22 protein-coding genes are annotated in these 20,902 nt (G+C 74.0%); 14 read left to right on the top strand and 8 right to left on the bottom strand.

What is annotated here, in order from left to right; all coding sequences use genetic code 11:
- Window positions 1–7 precede the first annotated feature (7 nt).
- Window positions 8–2,509: an HAD-IC family P-type ATPase gene (locus SXIM_RS15965; RefSeq protein WP_053116215.1), complete on the top strand. Its 2,502-nt coding sequence runs from the start codon at window positions 8–10 to the stop codon at window positions 2,507–2,509.
- A gap of 180 nt (window positions 2,510–2,689) precedes the next feature.
- Complete coding sequence (locus SXIM_RS15960; RefSeq protein WP_046724459.1) at window positions 2,690–3,526, top strand: alpha/beta fold hydrolase; 837 nt, start codon at window positions 2,690–2,692, stop codon at window positions 3,524–3,526.
- Window positions 3,527–3,548: 22 nt separating this feature from the next.
- Here the strand turns inward: SXIM_RS15960 and SXIM_RS15955 are convergent, their stop codons facing one another.
- The gene (locus tag SXIM_RS15955; RefSeq protein ID WP_199811773.1) at window positions 3,549–4,370 is read right to left on the bottom strand and encodes a sulfite exporter TauE/SafE family protein; all 822 of its coding nucleotides are present in this window, start codon (window positions 4,368–4,370) and stop codon (window positions 3,549–3,551) included.
- A gap of 95 nt (window positions 4,371–4,465) precedes the next feature.
- Between SXIM_RS15955 and SXIM_RS15950 the strand changes: the two genes are divergently transcribed.
- Complete coding sequence (locus tag SXIM_RS15950) at window positions 4,466–5,272, top strand: AraC family transcriptional regulator (RefSeq protein ID WP_030729411.1); 807 nt, start codon at window positions 4,466–4,468, stop codon at window positions 5,270–5,272.
- 42 nt (window positions 5,273–5,314) lie between these two features.
- Here the strand turns inward: SXIM_RS15950 and SXIM_RS15945 are convergent, their stop codons facing one another.
- The 3 genes from SXIM_RS15945 to SXIM_RS15935 form a co-directional block, all read right to left on the bottom strand.
- Complete coding sequence (locus SXIM_RS15945) at window positions 5,315–6,160, bottom strand: endo alpha-1,4 polygalactosaminidase (protein WP_030729414.1); 846 nt, start codon at window positions 6,158–6,160, stop codon at window positions 5,315–5,317.
- Between the two features lie 11 nt (window positions 6,161–6,171).
- Window positions 6,172–9,330, bottom strand: a complete 3,159-nt coding sequence (locus SXIM_RS15940) for a sacsin N-terminal ATP-binding-like domain-containing protein (RefSeq protein WP_030729417.1) — start codon at window positions 9,328–9,330, stop codon at window positions 6,172–6,174.
- A 92-nt stretch (window positions 9,331–9,422) separates the two neighbouring features.
- Entirely contained in the window at window positions 9,423–10,214 is a 792-nt protein-coding gene (locus SXIM_RS15935) for a DUF3027 domain-containing protein (RefSeq protein WP_030729420.1), read from the bottom strand.
- 225 nt (window positions 10,215–10,439) lie between these two features.
- Between SXIM_RS15935 and SXIM_RS15930 the strand changes: the two genes are divergently transcribed.
- The 4 genes from SXIM_RS15930 to SXIM_RS15915 are packed head-to-tail and all read left to right on the top strand — an operon-like array spanning window position 10,440 to window position 14,134.
- Window positions 10,440–11,864: an MFS transporter gene (locus SXIM_RS15930; RefSeq protein ID WP_030729423.1), complete on the top strand. Its 1,425-nt coding sequence runs from the start codon at window positions 10,440–10,442 to the stop codon at window positions 11,862–11,864.
- A 26-nt stretch (window positions 11,865–11,890) separates the two neighbouring features.
- Window positions 11,891–12,475, top strand: a complete 585-nt coding sequence (locus SXIM_RS15925) for a DUF2771 domain-containing protein (RefSeq protein ID WP_148236120.1) — start codon at window positions 11,891–11,893, stop codon at window positions 12,473–12,475.
- Between the two features lie 7 nt (window positions 12,476–12,482).
- Complete coding sequence (locus SXIM_RS15920; protein ID WP_046724457.1) at window positions 12,483–13,217, top strand: futalosine hydrolase; 735 nt, start codon at window positions 12,483–12,485, stop codon at window positions 13,215–13,217.
- Complete coding sequence (locus SXIM_RS15915) at window positions 13,214–14,134, top strand: 1,4-dihydroxy-6-naphtoate synthase (RefSeq protein ID WP_046724456.1); 921 nt, start codon at window positions 13,214–13,216, stop codon at window positions 14,132–14,134. The genes SXIM_RS15920 and SXIM_RS15915 overlap by 4 nt, the downstream gene beginning before the upstream one ends.
- Here SXIM_RS15915 and SXIM_RS28560 read toward each other — a convergent pair.
- A complete protein-coding gene (locus tag SXIM_RS28560; protein WP_030729435.1) occupies window positions 14,119–14,502 on the bottom strand; it encodes a cold-shock protein in 384 nt (127 codons plus the stop codon). The genes SXIM_RS15915 and SXIM_RS28560 overlap by 16 nt on opposite strands.
- A 214-nt stretch (window positions 14,503–14,716) precedes the next feature.
- Here SXIM_RS28560 and SXIM_RS15905 point away from each other — a divergent pair, with 214 nt between their 5' ends.
- Entirely contained in the window at window positions 14,717–15,004 is a 288-nt protein-coding gene (locus tag SXIM_RS15905; RefSeq protein ID WP_043177089.1) for a hypothetical protein, read from the top strand.
- On the opposite strand, the gene SXIM_RS15900 is transcribed toward SXIM_RS15905, so the two are convergent.
- The gene (locus tag SXIM_RS15900; protein WP_030729441.1) at window positions 14,986–15,597 is read right to left on the bottom strand and encodes an HAD family hydrolase; all 612 of its coding nucleotides are present in this window, start codon (window positions 15,595–15,597) and stop codon (window positions 14,986–14,988) included. The genes SXIM_RS15905 and SXIM_RS15900 overlap by 19 nt on opposite strands.
- 160 nt (window positions 15,598–15,757) lie before the next feature.
- On the opposite strand from SXIM_RS15900, the gene SXIM_RS15895 reads away from it, so the two are divergent.
- A complete protein-coding gene (locus SXIM_RS15895) occupies window positions 15,758–16,987 on the top strand; it encodes a Cmx/CmrA family chloramphenicol efflux MFS transporter (RefSeq protein ID WP_246156975.1) in 1,230 nt (409 codons plus the stop codon).
- On the opposite strand, the gene SXIM_RS15890 is transcribed toward SXIM_RS15895, so the two are convergent.
- Window positions 16,948–17,559, bottom strand: coding sequence for an HD domain-containing protein (locus SXIM_RS15890; RefSeq protein WP_324604811.1), 612 nt, complete (start codon window positions 17,557–17,559; stop codon window positions 16,948–16,950). The genes SXIM_RS15895 and SXIM_RS15890 overlap by 40 nt on opposite strands.
- A 100-nt stretch (window positions 17,560–17,659) precedes the next feature.
- Here SXIM_RS15890 and SXIM_RS15885 point away from each other — a divergent pair, with 100 nt between their 5' ends.
- The 3 genes from SXIM_RS15885 (at window position 17,660) to SXIM_RS15880 (ending at window position 18,954) form a co-directional block, all read left to right on the top strand.
- Window positions 17,660–18,415, top strand: coding sequence for a copper homeostasis protein CutC (locus SXIM_RS15885; RefSeq protein WP_078846941.1), 756 nt, complete (start codon window positions 17,660–17,662; stop codon window positions 18,413–18,415).
- Window positions 18,416–18,437: 22 nt separating this feature from the next.
- Complete coding sequence (locus tag SXIM_RS27470; RefSeq protein ID WP_158708002.1) at window positions 18,438–18,605, top strand: hypothetical protein; 168 nt, start codon at window positions 18,438–18,440, stop codon at window positions 18,603–18,605.
- A 76-nt stretch (window positions 18,606–18,681) separates the two neighbouring features.
- On the top strand, window positions 18,682–18,954 hold the full coding sequence (locus SXIM_RS15880) for a type II toxin-antitoxin system Phd/YefM family antitoxin (protein WP_246156890.1): 273 nt from the start codon (window positions 18,682–18,684) through the stop codon (window positions 18,952–18,954).
- 224 nt (window positions 18,955–19,178) lie between these two features.
- Here SXIM_RS15880 and SXIM_RS15870 read toward each other — a convergent pair whose 3' ends face one another.
- Window positions 19,179–19,715: a helix-turn-helix domain-containing protein gene (locus SXIM_RS15870; RefSeq protein ID WP_199811781.1), complete on the bottom strand. Its 537-nt coding sequence runs from the start codon at window positions 19,713–19,715 to the stop codon at window positions 19,179–19,181.
- 89 nt (window positions 19,716–19,804) lie between these two features.
- Here SXIM_RS15870 and SXIM_RS15865 point away from each other — a divergent pair, with 89 nt between their 5' ends.
- Both SXIM_RS15865 and SXIM_RS15860 read left to right on the top strand, forming a co-directional pair.
- Complete coding sequence (locus SXIM_RS15865; RefSeq protein WP_078846940.1) at window positions 19,805–20,581, top strand: AzlC family ABC transporter permease; 777 nt, start codon at window positions 19,805–19,807, stop codon at window positions 20,579–20,581.
- Complete coding sequence (locus tag SXIM_RS15860; protein ID WP_234306802.1) at window positions 20,578–20,892, top strand: AzlD domain-containing protein; 315 nt, start codon at window positions 20,578–20,580, stop codon at window positions 20,890–20,892. Before SXIM_RS15865 ends, SXIM_RS15860 begins: the two co-directional genes overlap by 4 nt.
- Window positions 20,893–20,902: the final 10 nt, after the last annotated feature.

Raw genomic sequence — 20,902 nt, 5'->3', positions numbered from 1 at the left:
GGAAGCCATGAGTCAAGGGGCAGGCGGGGGCCGTACTCCCGTCACGCGAATCGCGGACGACCAGCCGGGTGGGGGGCCAGGAGGCACGGACCGGCACACCGGTCTGACCAGCGCCGAGGTCGCCGAGCGGGTCGCGCGCGGCGAGGTCAACGACGTACCGGTACGGGCGTCACGATCCGTCGGCGAGATCATCCGCGGCAATGTATTCACACTCTTCAACGCCATCATGGGCGTGCTGTTCGCCGTCATCCTGGTGGTCGGACCGCTCAAGGACGGCCTGTTCGGCGGCGTCGTCCTCTTCAACGCGCTGATCGGCATCATCCAGGAGCTGCGCGCCAAGAAGACGCTCGACAGCCTGGCGGTCATCGGAGAGTCCCGGCCCACCGTCCGGCGCGACGGCGCGGCCAAGGAGGTCGCCAACGCCGAGATCGTGCTGGGCGACCTCATCGAGCTCGGCCCCGGCGACAAGGTCGTGGTCGACGGTGTGGTCACCGAGTCGGACGGCCTGGAGATCGACGAGTCGCTGCTGACCGGCGAGGCCGACCCGGTGGTCAAGCAGCCGGGCGACACCGTGATGTCCGGCAGCTTCGTGGTGGCCGGCGGCGGCGCGTTCACCGCCACCAAGGTGGGACGGGAGGCGTACGCGGCCCAGCTCGCCGAGGAGGCGTCCCGCTTCACGCTGGTCAACTCCGAGCTGCGCAACGGCATCGCCAAGATCCTCAAGTTCTGCATCATGCTGATGATCCCGGCCTCCATCGGCCTGATGATCAGCCAGCTGCTGGTGGAGCGGGCCGACACCTTCGAGGCGATCCGCCGCACCGTGGCCGGCATCGTGGTGATGGTGCCCGAGGGCCTCGTGCTCATCACCTCCGTCGCCTTCGCGATCGGCGTGATCCGGCTGGGCCGCAAGCAGTGCCTGGTGCAGGAACTGCCCGCCATCGAGGGCCTGGCCCGCGTCGATGTGGTGTGCCTGGACAAGACCGGCACCCTCACCGAGGGCGGCATGGACGTCACCGACCTGCGGGTGCTGGACGGCGGCCGGGACGAGACCTACGCACGCGGCGTGCTGGCCACGCTCGGCGCCAGCGACCCGCGCCCGAACGCCTCGCTCGCCGCGATCATCGACGCCTACCCGGCGGACAGCGCCGGGGACGGCTGGCGGCACGGCGAGACACTGCCCTTCTCCTCCGCCCGCAAGTACAGCGGCGCGGAGCTGACCGAGCCGGACGGCGCGCGCCACACCTGGCTGCTGGGCGCCCCCGACGTCCTGCTGCCCCCCGGCGACCCGCAGCTGGCCGCCGTCGACGAGCTGAACACCCAGGGGCTGCGGGTGCTGCTGCTGGCCCGCGCCGAGGGCCGGCTGGAGGACGTCCGGGCCTCGGCGGCACCGGAGTCGCTGACCCCGGCCGCGCTGGTGATCCTGGAGCAGCGGCTGCGCCGCGAGGCCCCCGACACCCTGCGGTACTTCGCCGAACAGGGCGTGGACGCCAAGGTCATCTCCGGGGACAACGCCGTGTCGGTGGGCGCGGTCGCCGGAAAGCTGGGGCTGCCCGGCGCGGACGCCCCGGTGGACGCCCGGCAGCTGCCGCAGGAGCGGGAACAGATGGCGGAGGCCGTCGAGGGCGGCGCCGTCTTCGGCCGGGTCTCCCCGCAGCAGAAGCGGGAGATGGTCGGCGCGCTCCAGTCCAAGGGCCACAACGTGGCGATGACGGGCGACGGCGTGAACGACGTGCTCGCTCTGAAGGACGCCGACATCGGTGTCTCGATGGGCTCGGGCTCGGAGGCCACCCGCGCGGTCGCGCAGATCGTGCTGCTGAACAACAGCTTCGCGACCCTGCCGGACGTGGTGGCCGAGGGACGCCGGGTCATCGGCAACATCGAGCGGGTCGCGAACCTCTTCCTGACGAAGACGGTCTACTCGGTGTTCATGGCGTTCGCGGTGATCGCGGCGCAGGTGCCGTACCCGTTCCTGCCGCGCCACTCCACACTGCTGTCGGCGCTGACCATCGGCACCCCGGCGTTCTTCCTGGCGCTGGCGCCGAACAAGGAGCGGGCCCGCCCGTACTTCGTGCGCAGGGTGCTCAGACTGGCCGTCCCCTTCGGTCTGCTGGCCGGTGCCGCCACCTTCGGCACGTATCTGCTGGCCAGGGCCCACTACGGGGCCACGGCCGCGACCCGTGAGGCGGAGACCACGGCGGCGACGCTGACACTGTTCCTGATCGCGCTGTGGGTGCTGACGATCATCGCCCGGCCGCTCACCTGGTGGCGGGTCGGCCTGATCGTCACGATGGGCACCGGCTTCCTGCTGGCGATCAGCATCCCGTTCGCCCAGGACTTCTTCGAGCTGCAACTGGTCGGCACCCAGATGCCGCTGACGGCCGTGGGCATGGCGGTGGGCGCCGGTGTGCTGCTGGAGGTGGCGGCGCGGATCGCCCCGAAGACGGTCCCCGACCTGCCGAAGTCGATGATGGAGGAGGAGAAGGAGCCGCAGGCCCAGCCGGCCGGCTGAGCCCACGTATCCCTTCCCTCTCCGCACCCCGAGGCCCCCGCCGGCAGCACGCCGGCGGGGGCCTCGTCGTGGGCGGGCCCGGCCCGCCCACGAGGGAGCGGGCGGACCGATGAGTTCCGCGCCCCGCCCCGGTCCACCCTCCGGCGGCACGTGCCGCCACGACCAGGGGAGTTGACGAACGTGTCCGCGACGAGTGAGAACACGGCCCGTACGGAATCGGCCGTCGTTTCGGCCGACGGCACCACGATCGCGTTCCAGCGGTCCGGCAGCGGACCAGCGGTGATCCTGGTGGCCTCGGCACTGGCCGACCGGTCCGACAGCGCCAAGCTCGCCGGGCTGCTGGCCCGGCACTTCACCGTCATCAACTACGACCGCCGGGGCCGCGGGGCGAGCGGTGACGGCGCGCGGTACGCGGTCGAGCGCGAGATCGAGGACATCGCGGCGCTGCTGGAGCACTGCGGCGGGTCGGCCGCGGTGTTCGGCAGTTCCTCCGGCGCCGTGCTGGCCCTGCGCGCCGCGGCGGCCGGTCTGGACATCCCCCGGCTGGCGCTCTACGAGCCGCCGTTCGCGGTCGACGGCGACGCCTTCGGCCCGCCGGCGGACTTCGCCGGTCGGATCGACGCGCTGCTCGCCGAGGACCGGCGCGGGGAGGCGGTGAAGCTCTTCATGACCAAGGCCCAGGGCATGCCGGGGCTCCTCGTCGCCTCGATGCGGCTGATGCCCGGCGTGTGGTCCGGCCTCACCGCGCTCGCCCCCACCCTGCCGTACGACATCGCCGTGATGGGCGACACCCAGCGGGGCGAGCCGCTGAACGCCGACGAGTGGTCGTCGGTGCCCTCCCGGACCCTGGTGCTCACGGGCGGCAAGAGCCCCGAGGGTTTCCACCGGGCCGCGCGGGCACTCACCGAGGTGCTGCCCCACGCCGAGCACCGCACGCTCGACGGCCTCAACCACGGGGCGGTGGTCATGGCACCCAAGAAGCTCGCACCGAGCCTCGTCCCGTTCCTGGGCGGCTGACCCCACCGGCGCGGTCAGGGCCCTAGCCGGCGAACGCCATCGCGGCCGTCATCACGCACAGCAGGGCCAGGTACGCCCAGGCGTGGGCGCGGTCGGGGATGTGGGGCGGGCGACGGCGCAGCAGGGCGATGACCGGGAGCGCGCCGAGCAGCAGGGCCCCGGCGGCGCGCAGGTCGACGAGGCCCACCAGTTGGGCGTGCGCCTGCGCGGCGGCGCTGTCCACGGTGCCGCCCAGCGAGACGGCGGTGGCCGGCAGCGTCATGACGAGGGTGAGCGGGTTGGCCAGCACGGTGGCCAGCCGCATCGGGTGTCCGGCCCGCCGCATCGCGGGGACGGTCAGCACGCTGCCGCCCACGCCGAGGAAGGCCGCCACGGCGCCGATCGGCAGGCCGAGGGCGGCGGGCAGCGGGCCACGGGCGGGCGCGGTGGTGTCCGCCAGAGGTCGGGGACGGGGACGGGGGTGCGGGCGCAGGAAGCCGGGGCGCAGCGCCAGGTCGGCGATGGTGAGGGCGAGGTAGCCGAGGAAGGCCCAGCGCACCGGCCCGGCCGGGGCGTACCGCACGGCGAACGCGCCGGCCGCCGCCCCGGCCGCCAGCAGTGCCAGCAGTGGTCCGCCGCCGCGCAGCGCGGCCAGGGTGCGGCGCGGGGTGACGGCGGTCGCGAATCCCGCGTTCACCACCATCACCAGGGCGGAGGTGGCCACCGCCACCCGCATCGCGTCCGGTCCGAGGGCGGCGTCCGCCCACACCACGACCGGGACGGCGACGAAGCCGCCGCCGAATCCGAACAGTGCCGTCGTCACGCCGGTGAGCAGCCCGATGCCGAGCAGAGCCATGAAGTCCACGCGGACCAGCCCATCAAGGGGACGGTGCGTCCCGCATGCGATGGTCGGCACCGTACCTTCGCGTTCCGGCCAGGAGGCGTCCTAGGGTGACCCGGGTGAGGAACATCGCGCTGGCCGACGTCGACCACCTGGACCGGGACGTCCTGCCGATCGGCACCGACTATCCGCCCGGGCACGTCCTGGACTGGCACGAGCACCGGCGGGCGCAGTTCCTGTACGGCGCCACCGGGGTCATGATCGTGGACACCGCCGAGGGCACCTGGACCGTGCCGCCGCAGCGCGCCGTCCTGATCCCGGCGGCCACCCGGCACCGGGTGCGGATGCTCGGGGTGAGCACCGGGAGCCTGTACGTCGAGCCGCGCGCCGTCCCCTGGTGGCCCGTGGCCTGCCGGGTGGTGGACGTGCCGCCGCTGCTGCGCGAACTGCTGCTGACCGCCACCGGGTTCCCCGCCGATTACGACCGCTCGGGGCGGGCGGGGTGCGTGATCGCGCTGCTGCTGCACGAGATCGCGGCGCTGCGCCCGCTCCCGTTCCAGGTGCGGATTCCGGCCTCGGCCGCGCTGGCGGCGCTGTGCCGGGCGTATCTGGCCGCTCCTGACACCGGCGTCAGCAACGCGGAGTGGGCGGCGCGGGCGGCGATGAGCGAGCGGGCCCTCACCCGCCGGTTCCGGGCCGAGACCGGCGACAGCCCGGCCGTGTGGCGGGCCCGCGCGCGGATGCTGACGGCGGTGCCGCTGCTGGCCACCGCCTCGGTCACCGAGGTCGCGGGGCGGCTCGGATACGCCACCCCCGCCGCGTTCACGGCGGCCTTCACCCGTACCTTCGGCGTCCCGCCGTCCCGCTTCGCGGCGGAACGGGCGCCGTACGGCGGACCGTACGGCGCTGCCCCGCCGTACGGGTGACCGCAGGGCGGGGCAGCGGGGGAACGGCCGGGCGGGCCCGGCTCAGCAGGTGGCGCGCCAGGCGTCCAGGTCCCAGTTCTTCTGGAGGGAGCTGAAGCCCAGCGGCTGGGTGACCGGGCAGAACTCCTCGGTCGTCATCTCGTACTCGACGTGGAAGACCGCCTTGCCCGCCTCGATGAAGGGGCTGACCTTGCCGCACTCCTTGTAGTACGCGCACTCCTCGTTGACGGCGAAGTCGAACGCGTCCACCAGCTCGGGGACCTGGTCCACGCCGTTCTTCAGGCCGACCGACAGGCCCCGCTCATGGGCCAGCTCGGAGATCATCAGGTTGTACGCGACCTGGTCCTCCTTCGTGAGCGGGAAGCCGGGATCGTTGATGTAGCCGTCCATGTTGTCCGGCTCGACGGCGTCGAAGCCCTTGTCCGCGCACATGTCGAAGCGGGCAGCCATCAGCGGGCGCAGCGTGTCCAGCTGACGGACGTCCAGCCACTGCTCGCCCTCCCACTCGTCCAGCGGGTTGCCGATCACGCTGTCGGGGAAGTCGCCGGCGTCGGGGCGCCAGTCCTCCCAGGAGCCCACGCTGATGTAACAGATGACCTTGCGGCCCTCGCTGTGCAGCGTGTCGACGACGGCGGCCGAGTTGTCGAAGCCGTCGATGTCGTAGACGGGCACATCCACCGAGGTGTCCACGGTGCCGATCAGCTGCCACTGCCAGTCGGTGCCCGGCTCCGGGGTCCAGAACTCCCGCTCCGCCGCCGTGTCCCGCGAGGTCGTGGGCCCGCCCGCCCGGTTCTCCCGGTCCTCGTTGGCGTTCGCCGCCGAGCAGGCGCTCAGGGTCAGCAGCGTGGCGGCCGAGGCGGCCAGCACGGTCAGGGGCTTGCGGGACATCCATCGGCGCATCAGTCGAACCACCTCGCGGTCGCCAGTTCCTCGGAGCGTGTGGGGTCTTCGAGCAGTGCCGCCAGCTCGAAGCGTCGTTGCCACTGGCCGGTGGCCCAGGAGAGACCGGCCGCCAGACCCTCGACGGTGGAGGCGTGGACCCGTGGGTCCGCCCCGTCCGCCGGGTAGCGCCAGGTCACTTCCGTGCCATCGATCATCAGTTCATTGTGTTCGACGTAGGTGCGGGGTGTCCCGGCCCCCAGAAGAGTTCGCGCCACCTCGGGCACCTCCCGCTCCACCCCGCCCTCCGGAGGCGCCGCGGGCAGCACCGCGCTCAACGCGGGCACATCGAGCACCGCCGCCAGCGCCGCCGCCCCGGCCGGCGGGACCGGAAGCAGGGCCCGTCCGGTCGCCAGCGGCAGCAGATCGGGCGCGTCCGCCACCACCGCGTCGGCGGCGTGCACCACTTGCGGTACGTCGTCCACCACCGCCCGCAGCTCCTCGGGCAGCGTCACCTCGTCCGGATCCAGCTCCGCCAGCAGCGCGTACAGCCGCACCAGCCGGGCGGCGGTGACCGTACGCTCCGGGTCGGCGAGCCGGGCCAGCAGCTCGGCGGCGCCACCCGGCTCGGCCAGCAGGGCGCGGGCCGTCGTCCGCACCCCCAGCGCGCGCAGGATCTCCTCGTCCACGTCCGCCACCCGGGCCTCCTCGTAGAGGCCGGCCAGCAGCGGATCGGCGTCGGCGGCCCGCAGACCCGCCGGGCGGCGGCCCTCCAGCACCGGGGCGCCGCGCAGCCACCAGGCGGTGTACGGGCGGGCGGTGGTCACCGTGCCGTCCGGCAGCCGGATCTGCACCGGTGCCGTCAGCGCCTCCCGCCACGGGTGCCGTGCCAGCAGCGACAGCGCCTGCGGCCAGCACGCCTCGTCGATCAGCTCCAGGTCGCGGATCGCCACCAGCTCCAGCGCCACCGGCGGCAGATCCGTCTGCGGCAGCGCGTCCAGCAGGTCCTCGCACCACACGTCGACCGCGTCGAGCACCCCCGCGTCGTCCGGCTCGGGGAAGTCCGTGTCGCGCGGCTCCAGCTCATCGGGGTCCAGGACCACATCGGTGGCCCGTACCAGCGCGAACGTCGCCTGCACGCCCACCGCGGTCAGCGGCTGCTCACCCCAGCGGGCCGCCAGCTCGGCGTCGCAGGCGGCCAGCTCGCCGGGGCGGATCAGCCGCTGGAACGGGCTGTCCGGGTAGACCAGCTCCCCGGCCGGGGCCAGCTCGCCGTCCTCGTCGCGCAGCGCCAGCGCGGCCAGCCACGGCTCGTCCCCCGGCGCGAGATCGGCGTCGCGCACCAGCGACAGCACCAGCTCGGCCAGTTCGGTGGCGGGCAGCGCGTCCTCGTGCCACAGGTCGAAGTCGGCGGAGGCCGCCACCGCGCCGCGCACCTGCGGGGTGCTCAGCACGGCGCGCGGGGTCGCCGGGTTGGCGCCGAGCTTCTCCAGCAGCGGATGCGCGGCGTCCGGGTGCGTGATCTTCAGCCCGAGCCGGCCCAGACCGGCCGCCTCGGTGCCGGGCACCGGCAGCAGGACCCGGCGCGGCCCGATCGTCGTCCGCCCGTCCGCCAGCGGCACCGGCAGCCCGGACAGCAGCTCCGGGTCCACCCCGGAGAGCGAGTCGTACAGCCGCCACCACCAGGCGGCGGGCCGCTCGACACCGGCCAGCCGGTCGATCATCTCCCCCAGCGGGACCCGGCTCACCTCCAGGATGCGCAGCTCGGCGCGGCGCTCGTGCCCGGCCGGCAGCAGGGTCGGGAACAGCTCGGCGAGCACGGCGACGGTCTCCGCGCCGGCCCGCTCCAGCAGTTCGGCCTGGTCCGGGCGGAGCGCCTGGGGCGTCTCGGTGCCGTCCTCGCCCGTCTCGGGCGGCGCGGCCAGCGGCAGGAACGCGGTCCCCGGCAGCCGCTCCAGCAGCAGCGCGCGCAGCGCCCCGTCGATCTCGCCGCGGGCCAGCGGCCCGGGGACGAGGTCGAGGATGCCGGCGGTCACCGGACGCCAGTCGGCCAGCAGCGACGCGTACAGGTCGGCGGCCTCGTGCAGCAGATGCTCCGTCAGCGGCCCCGGCGCCACATGACGGCGGGTCGGCTCCAGCGGGAAGGTGGCGATGAGCAGCGCCGGCAGTCCCAGCGCCTCGTCGGTGGGGGTCGGCGCGTGCAGCACCGGCGGACTGGTGGGCGGCACCGGGGCGCCTTCGGCGTCCACCGGGACGGCCCAGGTCACCGCCCAGCGCGGCCGGTGGCGCTCCTCGACGGGCCGGTCGGCCAGCAGTTCGGGGGCGGCCTCGCCCTCGGCGGTGGCCACCCGCCAGCGGGTGGAGCGTACGGCGCTGCCCGCCGGGCCCGGCTCCTCGGTGATCTGGGTGTACGGGCCGAACGTGCGGTGGGTGAGGCTGCGGGTGCCGCCGGGCGTCTCCACGATGACCTCGGTCAGCCCCGGCAGCGCCAGCAGCAGCGTGTCGTCCACGGCGTCCAGCAGCCGGGTGACCAGGTCCTCGGCGGCGGCGTCGCGCAGTGGCAGCACCACGGCGGTGTCGTACCCCTCGGGCACCACGGCCGGCGGATCGTCAGGGGTCTGCGGGAATGGCAGCCGCAGCAGCGGTACGGCGTGCCTCCCGCCCGCCCGGCGCTCCAGCTCAGCGATCAGCTCTGGGTTGTCCCCCGCGGTCTCCCGGGCGAGCGCGGTGGAGTCGGCGAGCGACCAGCGCACCCCGCCCGTGGAACTGACGATCGCGGGATCGTCGCTGACGGCCAGTACGGCGGCGAAGCCGACCCCGAACCGGCCCACGGTCGCGGCGGCGTCACCGCCCTCGCCTTCGCCGTCCCGTTTGGCGGAGGCGCGCAGCGTGGACAGGGAGGCGACCCCGGCCGCGTCCAGCGGGTCACCGGTGTTGGCCGCGACCAGCACCCCGTCGCGCAGGCCCAGCCGCAGCCGCCCCGGCGCGCCGGAACGGGCGGCGGCGTCGGCGGCGTTCTGCGCCAGTTCGACCACCACCCGGTCGCGGTAGCCGCCGCGGGCGAGGTCCTCCTCGGCGTTGGCGTCCTCCCGGAACCGCGCCGGGGACGCGCTCCAGGCGTTCAGGACGGTCTGCCGCAGCCGTCCGGTGTCGAACGGGTCGTCGTGGGTCACGGTCACGGGAGCGACAGTACCCGTGCGCACCGACACGCCGGGCCGGGAGGCCGCGACCCGGCCCCGTAACAGCCCCCTCTAGCAGCCCCGTTACGGATTCACAGCGGATCGGCCGTCATGTGGTCGATGACCGGCTGCGGCGCGGGCGGCGGGGTCGGGACCACAGCGGCCTCCGAGTGGGCGCCGCAGCCGTAGGACAGGGCCACCACGTGGCCGTCCGCCGGGGAGAACTCGTTGCCGCACACACCGAAGGAGCGGCGCAGCGAGCCCGCCACCGGCACCAGGAAGCCACAGGTCACACAGGACGCGGGAGCCGCCTGCGCCATCGGGGTGCGCGGCCCGTAGTGCTCCTCCCAGCGTTCGGCCGCCTCGTCCAGGCCCAGCCGCGACATCACCCGGGGGCGGGCCATGCCCAGTTCGCGGGCGACGGCGGCGATGCTGGCACGTTCCGGCAGCGCCTCGCCCTCCGCGGGCGCCTCGGTCCGCTCCAGCTCCTCCAGTTCCTCGACCGGCTCCGGCGCGTACCCGGGCTCCAGGCGCGGGTCGTCCGCCTCGGACGGCAGCAGATCGCCGGGCCCCAGGTCGCCCGGGCGCAGCCGCTCGCTCCAGGGCACCCACTCGGGCGCCAGCAGCGAGGAGGGGCCCGGGGTCAGCACGACCTCGTCCACGGTGACGTTCTTCGCCCGCGAGGCGCGGGCCACCGTCACCGACCAGCGCCAGCCCCGGTACCCGGGGTCCTGGCTCTCGAAGAGATGGGTGACGAGGCGGTCGCCTTCCGCGACCGCCCCCAGATAGGGTCCGAGCGGCTGCGGACGAGCCGCCTCCGCCGCCGCGTCGCGGGCCAGTTCCACAGCCTCCGCGCACAGCCGGTCGGGGGTACGGCTTCGCATCCCGGCACTCACAAGAATCGACCCTCCTACGCCGTTGATCGGTGCGGGCGCCTGAAGGCGGACGGAGCTGACGGAGCGGGCCCGGAACGGAGGTCCGGCCGCTGCGACGTCGTACTGTTCGAGACTAGGCGCACCGTCTGACCACGCTACCGCACGGGTTACACCCGGGGCGCGTGGGCCGCGAGCCTGGGTGCGCGGGACGGCTCAGGACGTAGGCTGCTGCCCGTGGCTGCTGCCCGCACCTCGGACGCGTCGGATGCCAGGAACGACACCGGATCCGGCCCGGGTCGTCTCACCCGAGCCGGCCGGGCCATCGGGCGTGCCCTGCGCAGACCCCCGACGGCGCTGGGGCGCCGGGTCAGGAAGGCCACCCACGCGCAGGGCGCGGGCGAATCCGGTCTGGGCAAGCTGATCGAACTGCACGCCGTGCACTCGGCGGGCGACATGCTCATCACGATGTCGCTGGCCTCCACGATCTTCTTCTCCGTCCCCACCGGCGAGGCCCGGGGCCGGGTGGCGCTGTATCTGGCGGTCACCATGGCGCCGTTCGTCCTGCTGGCCCCCGTGATCGGCCCGCTGCTGGACCGGGTCCCGCACGGCCGGCGGGCGGCGATGGCCGGGGCGCTGCTGGTGCGCGGGATGCTCGCGCTGGTGATCGCCAGCGCCGTGGCCTCGGGGGCGAGCCTGGAGCTGTACCCGGCGGCGCTGGGCGTGATGGTGGCGTCCAAGGCGTACAACATCGTGCGGGCCGCCGTCGTGCCACGGCTGTTGCCCGGCCAGATCTCGCTGGTGAAGGCGAACGCCCGGATCACGCTGACCGGGCTGATCTCGGCCGGGGTGGCGGCACCGGTGGGTCTGGGGCTGAACGCGCTGGGCGAGAAATGGCCGCTGTACGCGGCGTTCCTGATCACGGTGGCGGGCGCGGTGATGTCCTTCCGGCTGCCGCACAAGGTGGACCTGGCGCGCGGCGAGCGCGAGGTGCACCTGGCGGAGCTGACCCGCTCGCGCGCCGAGCGGGCGGAGCGCACGAAGGAGACCGGGCGCGGGACGCGGCTGCTGGGCGCGGGGATGGACACCCCGGTGCTGAAGGCGCTGGTGGCTAACTCCTCGCTGCGCTGCCTGACCGGCTTCCTGCTGTTCTTCCTGGCGTTCCTGCTGCGCGAGCACGGCCTTTCCGGACAGTCGCCCGCCGTGTCGCTGAGCATCGTGGGGGTGGCGGCCGGTCTGGGCAACGGTCTGGGCAATGTGCTGGGCTCCTGGCTGCGGGACCGGGCGCCCGAGGCGATCCTGCTGATGATGATGGTGCTGGCGCTGGCCTCGACGGTGGCGGCGGTGGTGGCGTACGGGCTGGCGACGGTGACGGCGGTGAGCGCCGTGGCAGGAATCTGCCAGGCGATGGGCAAGTTGTCGCTGGACGCGATCATTCAGCGCGATGTCCCGGAAGTAGTGCGTACCTCCACGTTCGCCCGTTCCGAGACGATGGTGCAGATGGCGTGGGTGATCGGCGGCGCCATCGCGATGGCCCTGCCGCTCAACGGCACCCTGGGGATGGCGGTCGCGGCGGTCCTGGTGGTGGCCGGGGCGGTGCCCACCATGGGCAGCCTGCTGGCGACCGCGCGGCGCGGCTCCCCGTACCCGCGCGTGAGGTGAGCGGGGCTGCCCGGTAATCTGCCCGCATGACTGCGATCTCCAGGAGCCGGGGCCGACGGGCCATTCGTACCGCTGCCGCCGTCGGCGCCGTGTCGCTGGGCCTCGTCGTCCTGTCGGCCTGTGAGAAGCCGACGCCCAACGCGCACTTCACGCTCAACACCAACACCACCTCCCCCGAGGCGGACGCCGACTGCTACGGCCACGGCGAGACGCTGGGCGCGGAGCAGGCGCAGAAGTGCCTGACGGCCGCCACGGACGTACCGGTCTTCGACTACAACACCGGCGACGCGTTCCGGATCGGCGTGGACCCGAAGGTCGCCGACTCGGGCTGGCTGCTGTTCGTCAACGACCAGCCGATCGAGTACCAGCGCTACACCAGCACCTACCGCACGCTCTCCGGCGACCTGCTGTGGTCGCTGTCGCAGAACGCGATGCAGCAGTCCGGCGACGGCACGCTGCGGGTGTCGGTCGCCGAGGTGACCGAGGACTTCAGCCTGGAGAAGCTGACCGCCATCGCCCAGGCCGAGGGGCAGGAAGCGGTGCAGGCCGCCCTGTACGACAGCGTCAAGGGCGTGTGGAACGCCCAGCTGAGCCCCGACAGCGAGGACTGAGCCGGCCGTGGGCCGCGTCCTGGTGGTGACGGCCGTGGCCGCCGAGCGGGACGCGGTGCTGCGGGCGGTGGGTTCCGACGGAGCCGGTGATGCCGATGCCGGTGGTGCCGGCGCGGGCGCCGTGCGGTACGCGGTGCTGGCCGCCGGCGCGGGTCCGGCCGCGGCCGCCGCCGCGACGGCCTTCGCGCTCGCCGGTTCCGGCCCCGCCCCGTACGACCTGGTGATCTCGGCCGGCATCGGCGGCGGCATCGCGCCGCACGCCGGGATCGGCGACACGGTGGTGGCCTCCGCGCTCGTCGCCGCCGATCTGGGCGCGCAGACCCCGGGCGAGAGCCCGGAGGGCTTCACCGACCTGGGCACCCTGGGATTCGGCACCGCCGCGTACCCGGCGGACCCCGACCTCTCCCCGGCCGTGGCCGCGGCGCTGGGCGCCGTGCGCGCCCCGGTGCTCACCGTCTCCACCGCGACCGGCACGGCGGCCCGCGCCGCCGAGCTGGTCCGGCGCCATCCGGAGGCCGCCGCCGAGGCGATGGAGGGGTTCGGGGTGGCCGAGGCCGCCGCCCGGGCCGGCGTACCGGTGCTGGAGATCCGTACCGTCTCGAACGCCGTGGGCCCGCGTGACCGCGCCGCCTGGCGGATCGGGGAGGCGCTGACCGCGCTCACCGAGGCGTTTGCCAGGATGGTCCCCGTCCTGGAGGACGGCCTCGGGGCACGGACGGCAGAACGGAGCACCGCACCATGACGGACACCGGCACGCCCACCGGAACGCTGACGCTCCGCCACTCCCCCTGCCCCAACGACACCTTCGTCTTCCACGCCTGGTCGCACGGCCTGGTCGCGGGCGCGCCGCCGGTGAGCGTGGACTTCGCCGACATCGACATCACCAACGGCCTGGCCGAGCGCGGCGAGGGCGAGCTGCTGAAGGTCTCCTACGCCGTTCTGCCCTGGGTGCTGGAGGAGTACGCGCTGCTGTCCTGCGGTGGGGCGCTGGGCCGTGGCTGCGGTCCGCTGGTGCTCACCCGCGAGCCCGGCGCGTCCCTGGTCGGCAAGACCGTGGCCGTCCCGAGCGAGCGGTCCACCGCGTATCTGCTCTTCCGGCTGTGGGCGGCGGCGAGCGTGCCGGCGCCCGGCATCGGCGAGATCCGGGTGCTGCCCTTCCACGAGATCATGCCGGCGGTCCGCGACGGGGTGGTGGACGCGGGCCTGGTCATCCACGAGGCGCGGTTCACGTACCAGGGGTACGGGCTGCACAAGCTCGCCGACATGGGCGAGTTCTGGGAGTCCACCACCGGGCACCCGATCCCGCTCGGCGCGATCATCGGCAAGCGGTCCCTGGGCACCGAGCGGCTGACGGCGATCAGCGACGCCATCCGCGCCTCGGTGCGGCAGGCGTGGGCGGACCCGGCGGCGTCCCGGGAGTACGTCCTGGCGCACGCCCAGGAGATGGATCCGGCCGTGGCGGACCAGCACATCGGGCTGTACGTGAACGACTTCACGGCGGAGCTGGGCGACTCCGGCCACGCGGCGGTACGGGAGCTGCTGACCAGGGCCGCGGGTCAGGGCCTGGTACCGCCGGTGGCCGGGGAACTGCTGCTGCCCCCGGAGGCCACCGCGGCGGCGTCCGCCAAAGCGGCGGCGACGGGTCAGACGTCGAGCTGATCGGCGACCGCGCGCAGCATGCCCGCGATCTTCCGGCCGCTGTCCTTGTCCGGGTACCGGCCGCGCTCCAGCTGCTGGGTGACGTTCTCCAGGAGGGTGGTCAGGTCCTGCACGATCGAGGCCAGCTCATCGGGCTTGCGGCGCTGCTGCGCGGCGAGCGAGGGCACCGGGTCCAGGACGACCACCGACAGCGCCTGGTCACCGCGCTGGCCGGCGACGACGCCGAACTCGACGCGCTGGCCGGGCTTGAGGCTGTCGACGCCACTGGGCAGGGCGGAGGAATGGACGAAGACGTCAGCGCCGTCGTCGCGGGAGAGGAAGCCGAAGCCCTTCTCGCTGTTGAACCACTTGACCTTGCCGGTAGGCACGTGTCCTCGTCCTCGCACTCGTCCGCAGGAACCATCACAAGAGCAATACACAACGCGGCGGGCCCACAAGGACCCGCTGTTCCAAGGCTAATCGCCGAAGCGCCCCTGGCAAGAGGCCACCGACTCACGTCCCGGATCCCATGCTCCCACCCTTCACGATCAAGGTGAATGGCTTTTCTTGCCAGAAGGCGGGGTCACACTTCACTCTTGAGGGGTGAGCGGCTCCAATGACAACACCCTCGATCGTGGGGATCTGCTGGTACGGATCGGCGGCGTGATCTTCGCCGTGGGCGCGGTCGCGACCCTGATCACCTTCATTCCCCTCTTCGCCGGAACAGAACCCTTCCCCACGGCCGCGTACGCGGTGTCGATGCTGATGGGCCTAGGATTCGCCGTCGCCGCCTGCGGGCTGCTGCGCTCGGTGGCCCAGCAGCGCCGCAGGGACCGGGCGGCGGCCGCCGCCGTGCAACCGGTGGCGACCGCTCAGTCGGTCGCGCCGTAGCCGTCCAGCCAGCCGGGGAAGTGCGTCAGGTCCGGCAGCACGGTGCCGGCCCCGGCCTCGGTGAGCGCCGCCGCGTCGTAGGGGCCGGTGGCCACCGCGACCGAGTGCGCCCCGGCCGCCGCGGCGCCCCGTACGTCCCCGATGTGATCGCCGACGTACACCGTGGCACCGTGCTCGCGCAGCGCGGTCGCCTTCTCCTCGGCCCACAGCGAGCCGATGAGCGCGTCCGGGCGCAGCCCGAGCCGGTCCAGGTGGAGCTTCGCGTTGGGCTGGTACTTGGCGGTGACCACGATCGCCCGGCCGCCGCGCGCGTGCACGGCGGCGATGGCCTCGGCCGCGCCCGGCAGGGCGGGGGTGCCATGGATCGCGTACTCGGGGTACATGGCGCGGTAGCGGTCGGCCATCTCCGGGACGCGGCCGGCGGGGAACCAGTACGCCAGTTCCTCCTCCAGCGGCGGCCCGAGCCGGGTGACGGCGAGCGCCGCGTCGATGGCGACGCCGGTCTCGGCCGACAGCTTCTCGTAGGTGGCGCGGATCCCGGGCCGCGAGTCGATGAGCGTCATGTCGAGGTCGAATCCAACGGTCAGTGCCATGCGCCCAGTGTGCGGGAACGGGCCGCCGCGCGGCGTGGCCCGGATCACTGCGGGCCCAGGAATGCGTACGCCGACGGCGACTGTTGGCCCTCCCGTGCCTGATTCCACTGACGCCGCCCCGGCCTCCGTCCCGGCGACTGCGCCGGCCTCCCGTACCCGGCTGCCCACCGCCGTCCTCATTCTGGGGGTGGCGGTCTTCGCCCTCGGCACCTCGGAGTTCATGCTCTCCGGGCTGCTGCCCGAGGTGGCCGACGATCTGGACGTGTCGATCCCGACGGCCGGGCTGCTGATCTCGGCGTTCGCGATCGGGATGGTGGTCGGCGCGCCGGTGCTCGCGGTGGCGACGCAGCGGCTGCCGCGCCGGGTGACGCTGATCGGGCTGCTGGCGGCGTTCGGCGTCGGCCATGTAGTGGGGGCGCTCGCGGACGGGTACGCGCTGCTGTTCGCCTCCCGGGTGGTGAGCGCGCTGGCGTGCGCCGGTTTCTGGGCGGTGGGCGCGGCCGTGGCGATCTCGCTGGTGCCGGTGGACGCCAGGGCCCGGGCCATGGCGGTGATGATCGGCGGGCTGAGCATCGCCAACATCGCGGGGGTGCCCGGCGGGGCGTTCCTGGGCCAGCACCTGGGCTGGCGGTCCTCGTTCTGGGCGGTGACCCTCATGACGGCGGTCGCGCTGGTGGGGGTGGTGCTCTTCGTCCCCAGGGACCGCGAGACGGCGGACGGCGAGGCCCCGGCACGCCCCCGGCTCCGCGAGGAACTGCGTGTCTACCGGGACGGCGCGGTGCTGCTGGCGATGGCGACCACGGTGCTGTTCGCCGCCGGAACGTTCTGCCTCTTCTCCTACCTGGCGCCGCTGCTGACCGATGTGACCGGCCTCAGCGAGTCCTGGGTTCCGGGCGTCCTGGTGCTGTACGGCGCGGGTGCGCTGGGCGGCACGATCGTCGGCGGGCGGGTCGCGGACGCGCACATGTTCGGCACCCTGTACGCGGGCCTGGGCGGCGCCGCGACGGTGCTGGCCGTGCTGGCGCTGACCGCCCGGTTCCCGGTGGCGGCGGTGCTGCTGGCCGGACTGCTGGGCTTCGCCTCGTTCCTGTGCGCCCCGGCTCTGAACGCCCGGATCTTCAACGTGACCGAGGGTGCCCCCACCCTGGCCGGCGCGACCGCCACCTCCTCGTTCAACGCCGGCAACACGCTGGGCCCCTGGGTGGGCGGCCTGGTCATCAACGCCGGGTTCGGCTACACGTGGACCGCGTGGGTGGGCGCGCTGATCGCCCTGGGCGGGCTCGGACTGGCCTTCGCGCAGTCCCGGCTGTCGGTGCGGCGCTCGCGGGTGGTGGCCTGCGGTACGGCGGGTCAGCCGGTGAGCAGCGAGAGCTCCGCCGCGACGTTGTAGCGGGCGGTGGCCTCCCAGTGAGCGGCGCCGTGCGGGGTGTGGAACAGACGCGGCAGCGCGAGCAGCCGGCGCAGCACATCGGCGCGGCCGGTGCGGAAGGCGGCGTCCGGCACGAAGCCGTACTCCTGCCGGACCTCGGCGGCGTAGGCGGCGTACCGGGCCGGTGAGCCGGCCAGCACCCCGAGGTCGGCGTCGCACAGCGCCGCGCCGTTGGTGTCCCCGGGGCCGGCGTCGTGGGTGGCGGTGAGCCGTACCAGCCGGGCGACCTCGGCGCCGCGCCCGCCCGGCGGCAGCCGGTCCTCGGCGAGCTCGGCGCTCTCCTCCTCGTTGGTCGCGGCCTCGCGCGGGTCGTAGACAGCGTCGTGGAACCAGGCGGCGAGCCGTACCGCGTCCGGGTCGGCCGCGTACCGCTGGACGTCCAGTTCCTCCAGGCGGTCCAGCACGGCCCGCAGATGGGTGACCGTGTGATACCTGCGGTGCGGCTCCCGCCAGCGTCCCAGCAACTCCTGGGCCAGGGCGGGCGGCCCCGGGAACCGTGCGATCAGCGCGCTGTCGTCCTCATGACCACTCACCCGGGCATTGTGCACGCAAAGCGGCCGCCGTTCACGGCCCCGGCCGTCTTCGCCCGCGTCCGGCCGCATCACGGCGCCCCGGCCGGGGAAGGGCTCAGCCATGTCTGTCACCCGGCCGCTCCTCGAAGTCATCGCCCTCACCGCACAGGACGCCCGCGCGGCGTGGGAGGGCGGGGCGGATCGCGTCGAGCTGGTGACCGGCATGGAGTACGACGGGCTGACCCCCGACGTGGCGACGGTGACCGCCGTCCTGGCCGCGACGGCGCTGCCGGTACGGGTGATGCTGCGCTCGGGGGCCGGGTTCGGCGCGGCCGGGACGGAGCGGCTGTGCGAGGCGGCCCGGACGCTGCGGGCGGCCGGGGCGCGGGAGTTCGTCCTCGGCTTCCTGGACGGGGGCGGGGCGGTGGACCTGACCGCCGTACGCGCCCTGACGCGGGAGCTGGCGGGTGCGCCGTGGACGTTCCATCGGGCGCTTGACCACAGCGCCGACCGCCTCGCGGCGCGGGCCGCGCTGCGCGGACTGCCGGGCCTGGACACGGTGCTGACGGCCGGCGCGGCCGGCGGGGTGACGGACGGTCTGCCGGTGCTGTGCGCGGAGGCCGCGGCGGCGGGCGGCGAGCCCCGGCTGATGGCGGGCGGCGGGCTGCGGCTCGGCCATCTTCCGGCGCTGCGGGCGGCCGGGGTGGACGCCTTCCACATCGGCGGCGCGGCGCGTGAGGGCGGCAGTTGGGCGTCCCCCGTGTCGGCGGCGGCGGTACGGACCTGGCGGCGGGCCCTGGACGCGGCGGCGGACGGCGCGGGGGCGGCGAACGCGGCGGGGACGAACGGAACGAACGCGGCGATGTACGGCCGCTGATCACCCGCCTACACTCGGGCCCATGTCCGTACTCGAACACATCGGCGCCTGGGGCCTGCTCGCGGGCGGCACGATGCTGCTGGTGGCCACCGTCATGAACCGCACCGCCCGGCGCGGCCCCAAGATCAAACAGGGCGGCATCGCGGTGGCCGCGATGGCCATCGGCGCGCTGGTGCTGCTCAACGGCTGACGGCGACCTGCGCCCGGCGGTGGGCCGGGCGCATCGGGCCCCTTGTGTACACACGTTGATGCGTACATTGGGTCGCGTGAATGATGCGGTCAGTGTCCCTGAGGCCAGGGCCCAACTCGCCACGCTCATCAACCGGGCCGAGGCCGGGGACGCCAGCGTGATCACCAGGAACGGCGTTCCGGTGGCGGCGCTGGTGCCGATCCACGCGTACGAGGCACTGGAAGACGCCGCGGACGCACTGCTGGCCCGTGAGGCGGTAGTACATCTCGGGGACGAGACGGTCAGCATGGGCGAACTGCTGGCCGATCTCTTCGGCGAGGAAGGCGGCAAGGGAACCGCAACGGCATGACGTACGCGTTCCGCTGCACCACCGCGGCGCACAGACAGTTGCGCGGCATCGACCAGCCCACCGCGATGCCCGTTCTGGCCGCCCCTACGTGCTGGGAGACCCCTACCGCCGGGATGCCGACATCAAGAAGCTGAGGGCCACGGAGGGCTCTGCCGCCTTCGGGTCGGTCATCGTCGCGAGGTATGTCGCGGGCTGTAGCCGATTCGACCGGGCGATTCAGTCGCTCAGATGTGTTCCATCACCATCACGGCCGAGGTGTCCGGTGCCAGGGCGCGGAAGGTGTGGGGGGCGTCGCCCGGGTAGGAGATGTAGTCCCCCGGGTGCAGTTCCTCGGGGGCGTCGGCGGGGCCGATCAGGGCGTGCCCGGTGGCCAGGACGGCGTGTTCGACCGTGCCCGGCATGTGCGGGTCCGAGATCCGGGGCTCGCCCGGCTCGATGAGAATCCGGTAGATGTCCCGGCGCGCGCCGGGCGGGCAGGTGGCCAGGACGACGGCCGTGTAGTCGGCGTGTTCGGAGCGGGTCGCCGGGCCCTCGCCGGCCCGGATGACCCGGGTGACGGGGCGGGGCGGGTCCACGAGGTGGCTGAACGGGACGCCGAGCGCCACCCCCAGCGCCCACAGCGTCTCCACGCTGGGATTCCCGGTGCCGTTCTCCAGCTGGGACAGGGTCGACTTGGCGATCCCGGCGCGCCGGGCGACCTCGGTCAGGGACAGACCGGTCCGGTTCCGCTCGCGGCGGATCGAGGCCGCGATGGTGCCGATGAGGTCCACTGACGGCTCCTTGTCGTTCGGTGGGCGCTACCGGCTGTTCGCCTTGACGAACGGCCTCCTGTGCGTTCACTCTACTGGACATGCTTTCGATATGGCGAACGCTCGATCGCGACAGCCAACGGGCCATCGTGCTGATCTCCGTCGCCTACTCCCTCATCGGCGCCTCCTTCGGCGCCATCGCGGTCTCCGGCGGGCTCCCCCTGTGGGTGCCCGTCGTCATGTCCCTGTTCGTGTTCGCGGGCGCCTCCCAGTTCGTCACCGTGGGGGTGATCTTCGCGGGCGGCGGAGCGGTGGCCGCCGTTCTGGCGGGCCTGGTGCTCAACGCACGGCTGCTGCCGTTCGGCTTCGCCGTGGCCGGCTCGTTCGGCTCCCGCTGGTGGAGCCGGCTCATCGGCGCGCACACCCTCACCGACGCCTCGGTCGGCTTCGTCCTGCGGCACCAGGACCCGGCCCTGCGCCGGGCCGCCTTCTGGGCCGGCAACATCGCCGCCTTCCTCGTGTGGAACGCCGCCACCGTTCTGGGCGCGCTGGCGGGCGATGTCCTCGGCGACACCGACGCGCTGGGCCTGGACGTGGCCCTGCCCGCCATCCTGCTCTCGCTGGTGCTGCCCTCCCTCACCGGACGCGGCGACGGGCAGCGCGCCCGCCGCCGGGCCGCGCTGGTGGGCGGCGTGCTCGCCGTCGCCACCACCCCGCTGCTGCCCACCGGGGTGCCGGTGCTGCTCGCGCTCGCCGCGCTCCCCCTCACCCTGCTCCGCGACACCCCGCCACCGAAGGCACCACCCGGGCCACGTGCCCCGGCGACACCGTCCGCATCGCCCGCACCGCCTGCACCGCCTGCACCGGAGACCCCGTGACGCTGCCGCTGACCGCCATCGCCGTCCTCGCCGGGGGCACCCTCGCCTTCCGGCTCGCGGGCCCGCTGCTGCACGACCGCCTCGCCCTGGGCGACCGCACCCGCGCCCTGCTCACCGACGCCGCGACCCTGCTGCTCATCGCACTGGTGGCCACCGCCGCGCTCACCGAGGGCCAGGGCGCGGCCGGCTGGTCACGCCCCGCCGGGGTCCTGGTCGCCGCCGTGCTCGCCTTGCGCCGCGCCCCCCTGCCCGTGGTCGTCCTCGCGGCGGTCACCACCACGGCCGTCCTGCGGCTGTGCGGGGTGCCCTGAGCCACGGGAC

The sequence above is a fragment of the Streptomyces xiamenensis genome (assembly GCF_000993785.3).
Lineage (GTDB): Bacteria > Actinomycetota > Actinomycetes > Streptomycetales > Streptomycetaceae > Streptomyces > Streptomyces xiamenensis.
The sequence above is the reverse complement of the archived record's forward strand: the minus strand, read 5'-3'. Positions and strand labels throughout refer to the sequence as shown.

What these genes read in the sequence shown, in the direction of transcription:
- SXIM_RS15915 (WP_046724456.1), top strand. Translation starts at nt 13,214, where the DNA reads ATGACGGACACCGGCACGCCCACCGGAACGCTGACGCTCCGCCACTCC.
- SXIM_RS15885 (WP_078846941.1), top strand. Translation starts at nt 17,660, where the DNA reads ATGTCTGTCACCCGGCCGCTCCTCGAAGTCATCGCCCTCACCGCACAG.
- SXIM_RS15945 (WP_030729414.1), bottom strand. Translation starts at nt 6,160, where the DNA reads ATGTCCCGCAAGCCCCTGACCGTGCTGGCCGCCTCGGCCGCCACGCTG.
- SXIM_RS15865 (WP_078846940.1), top strand. Translation starts at nt 19,805, where the DNA reads ATGCTTTCGATATGGCGAACGCTCGATCGCGACAGCCAACGGGCCATC.
- SXIM_RS15925 (WP_148236120.1), top strand. Translation starts at nt 11,891, where the DNA reads ATGACTGCGATCTCCAGGAGCCGGGGCCGACGGGCCATTCGTACCGCT.
- SXIM_RS15935 (WP_030729420.1), bottom strand. Translation starts at nt 10,214, where the DNA reads ATGCGAAGCCGTACCCCCGACCGGCTGTGCGCGGAGGCTGTGGAACTG.
- SXIM_RS15965 (WP_053116215.1), top strand. Translation starts at nt 8, where the DNA reads ATGAGTCAAGGGGCAGGCGGGGGCCGTACTCCCGTCACGCGAATCGCG.
- SXIM_RS27470 (WP_158708002.1), top strand. Translation starts at nt 18,438, where the DNA reads ATGTCCGTACTCGAACACATCGGCGCCTGGGGCCTGCTCGCGGGCGGC.
- SXIM_RS15900 (WP_030729441.1), bottom strand. Translation starts at nt 15,597, where the DNA reads ATGGCACTGACCGTTGGATTCGACCTCGACATGACGCTCATCGACTCG.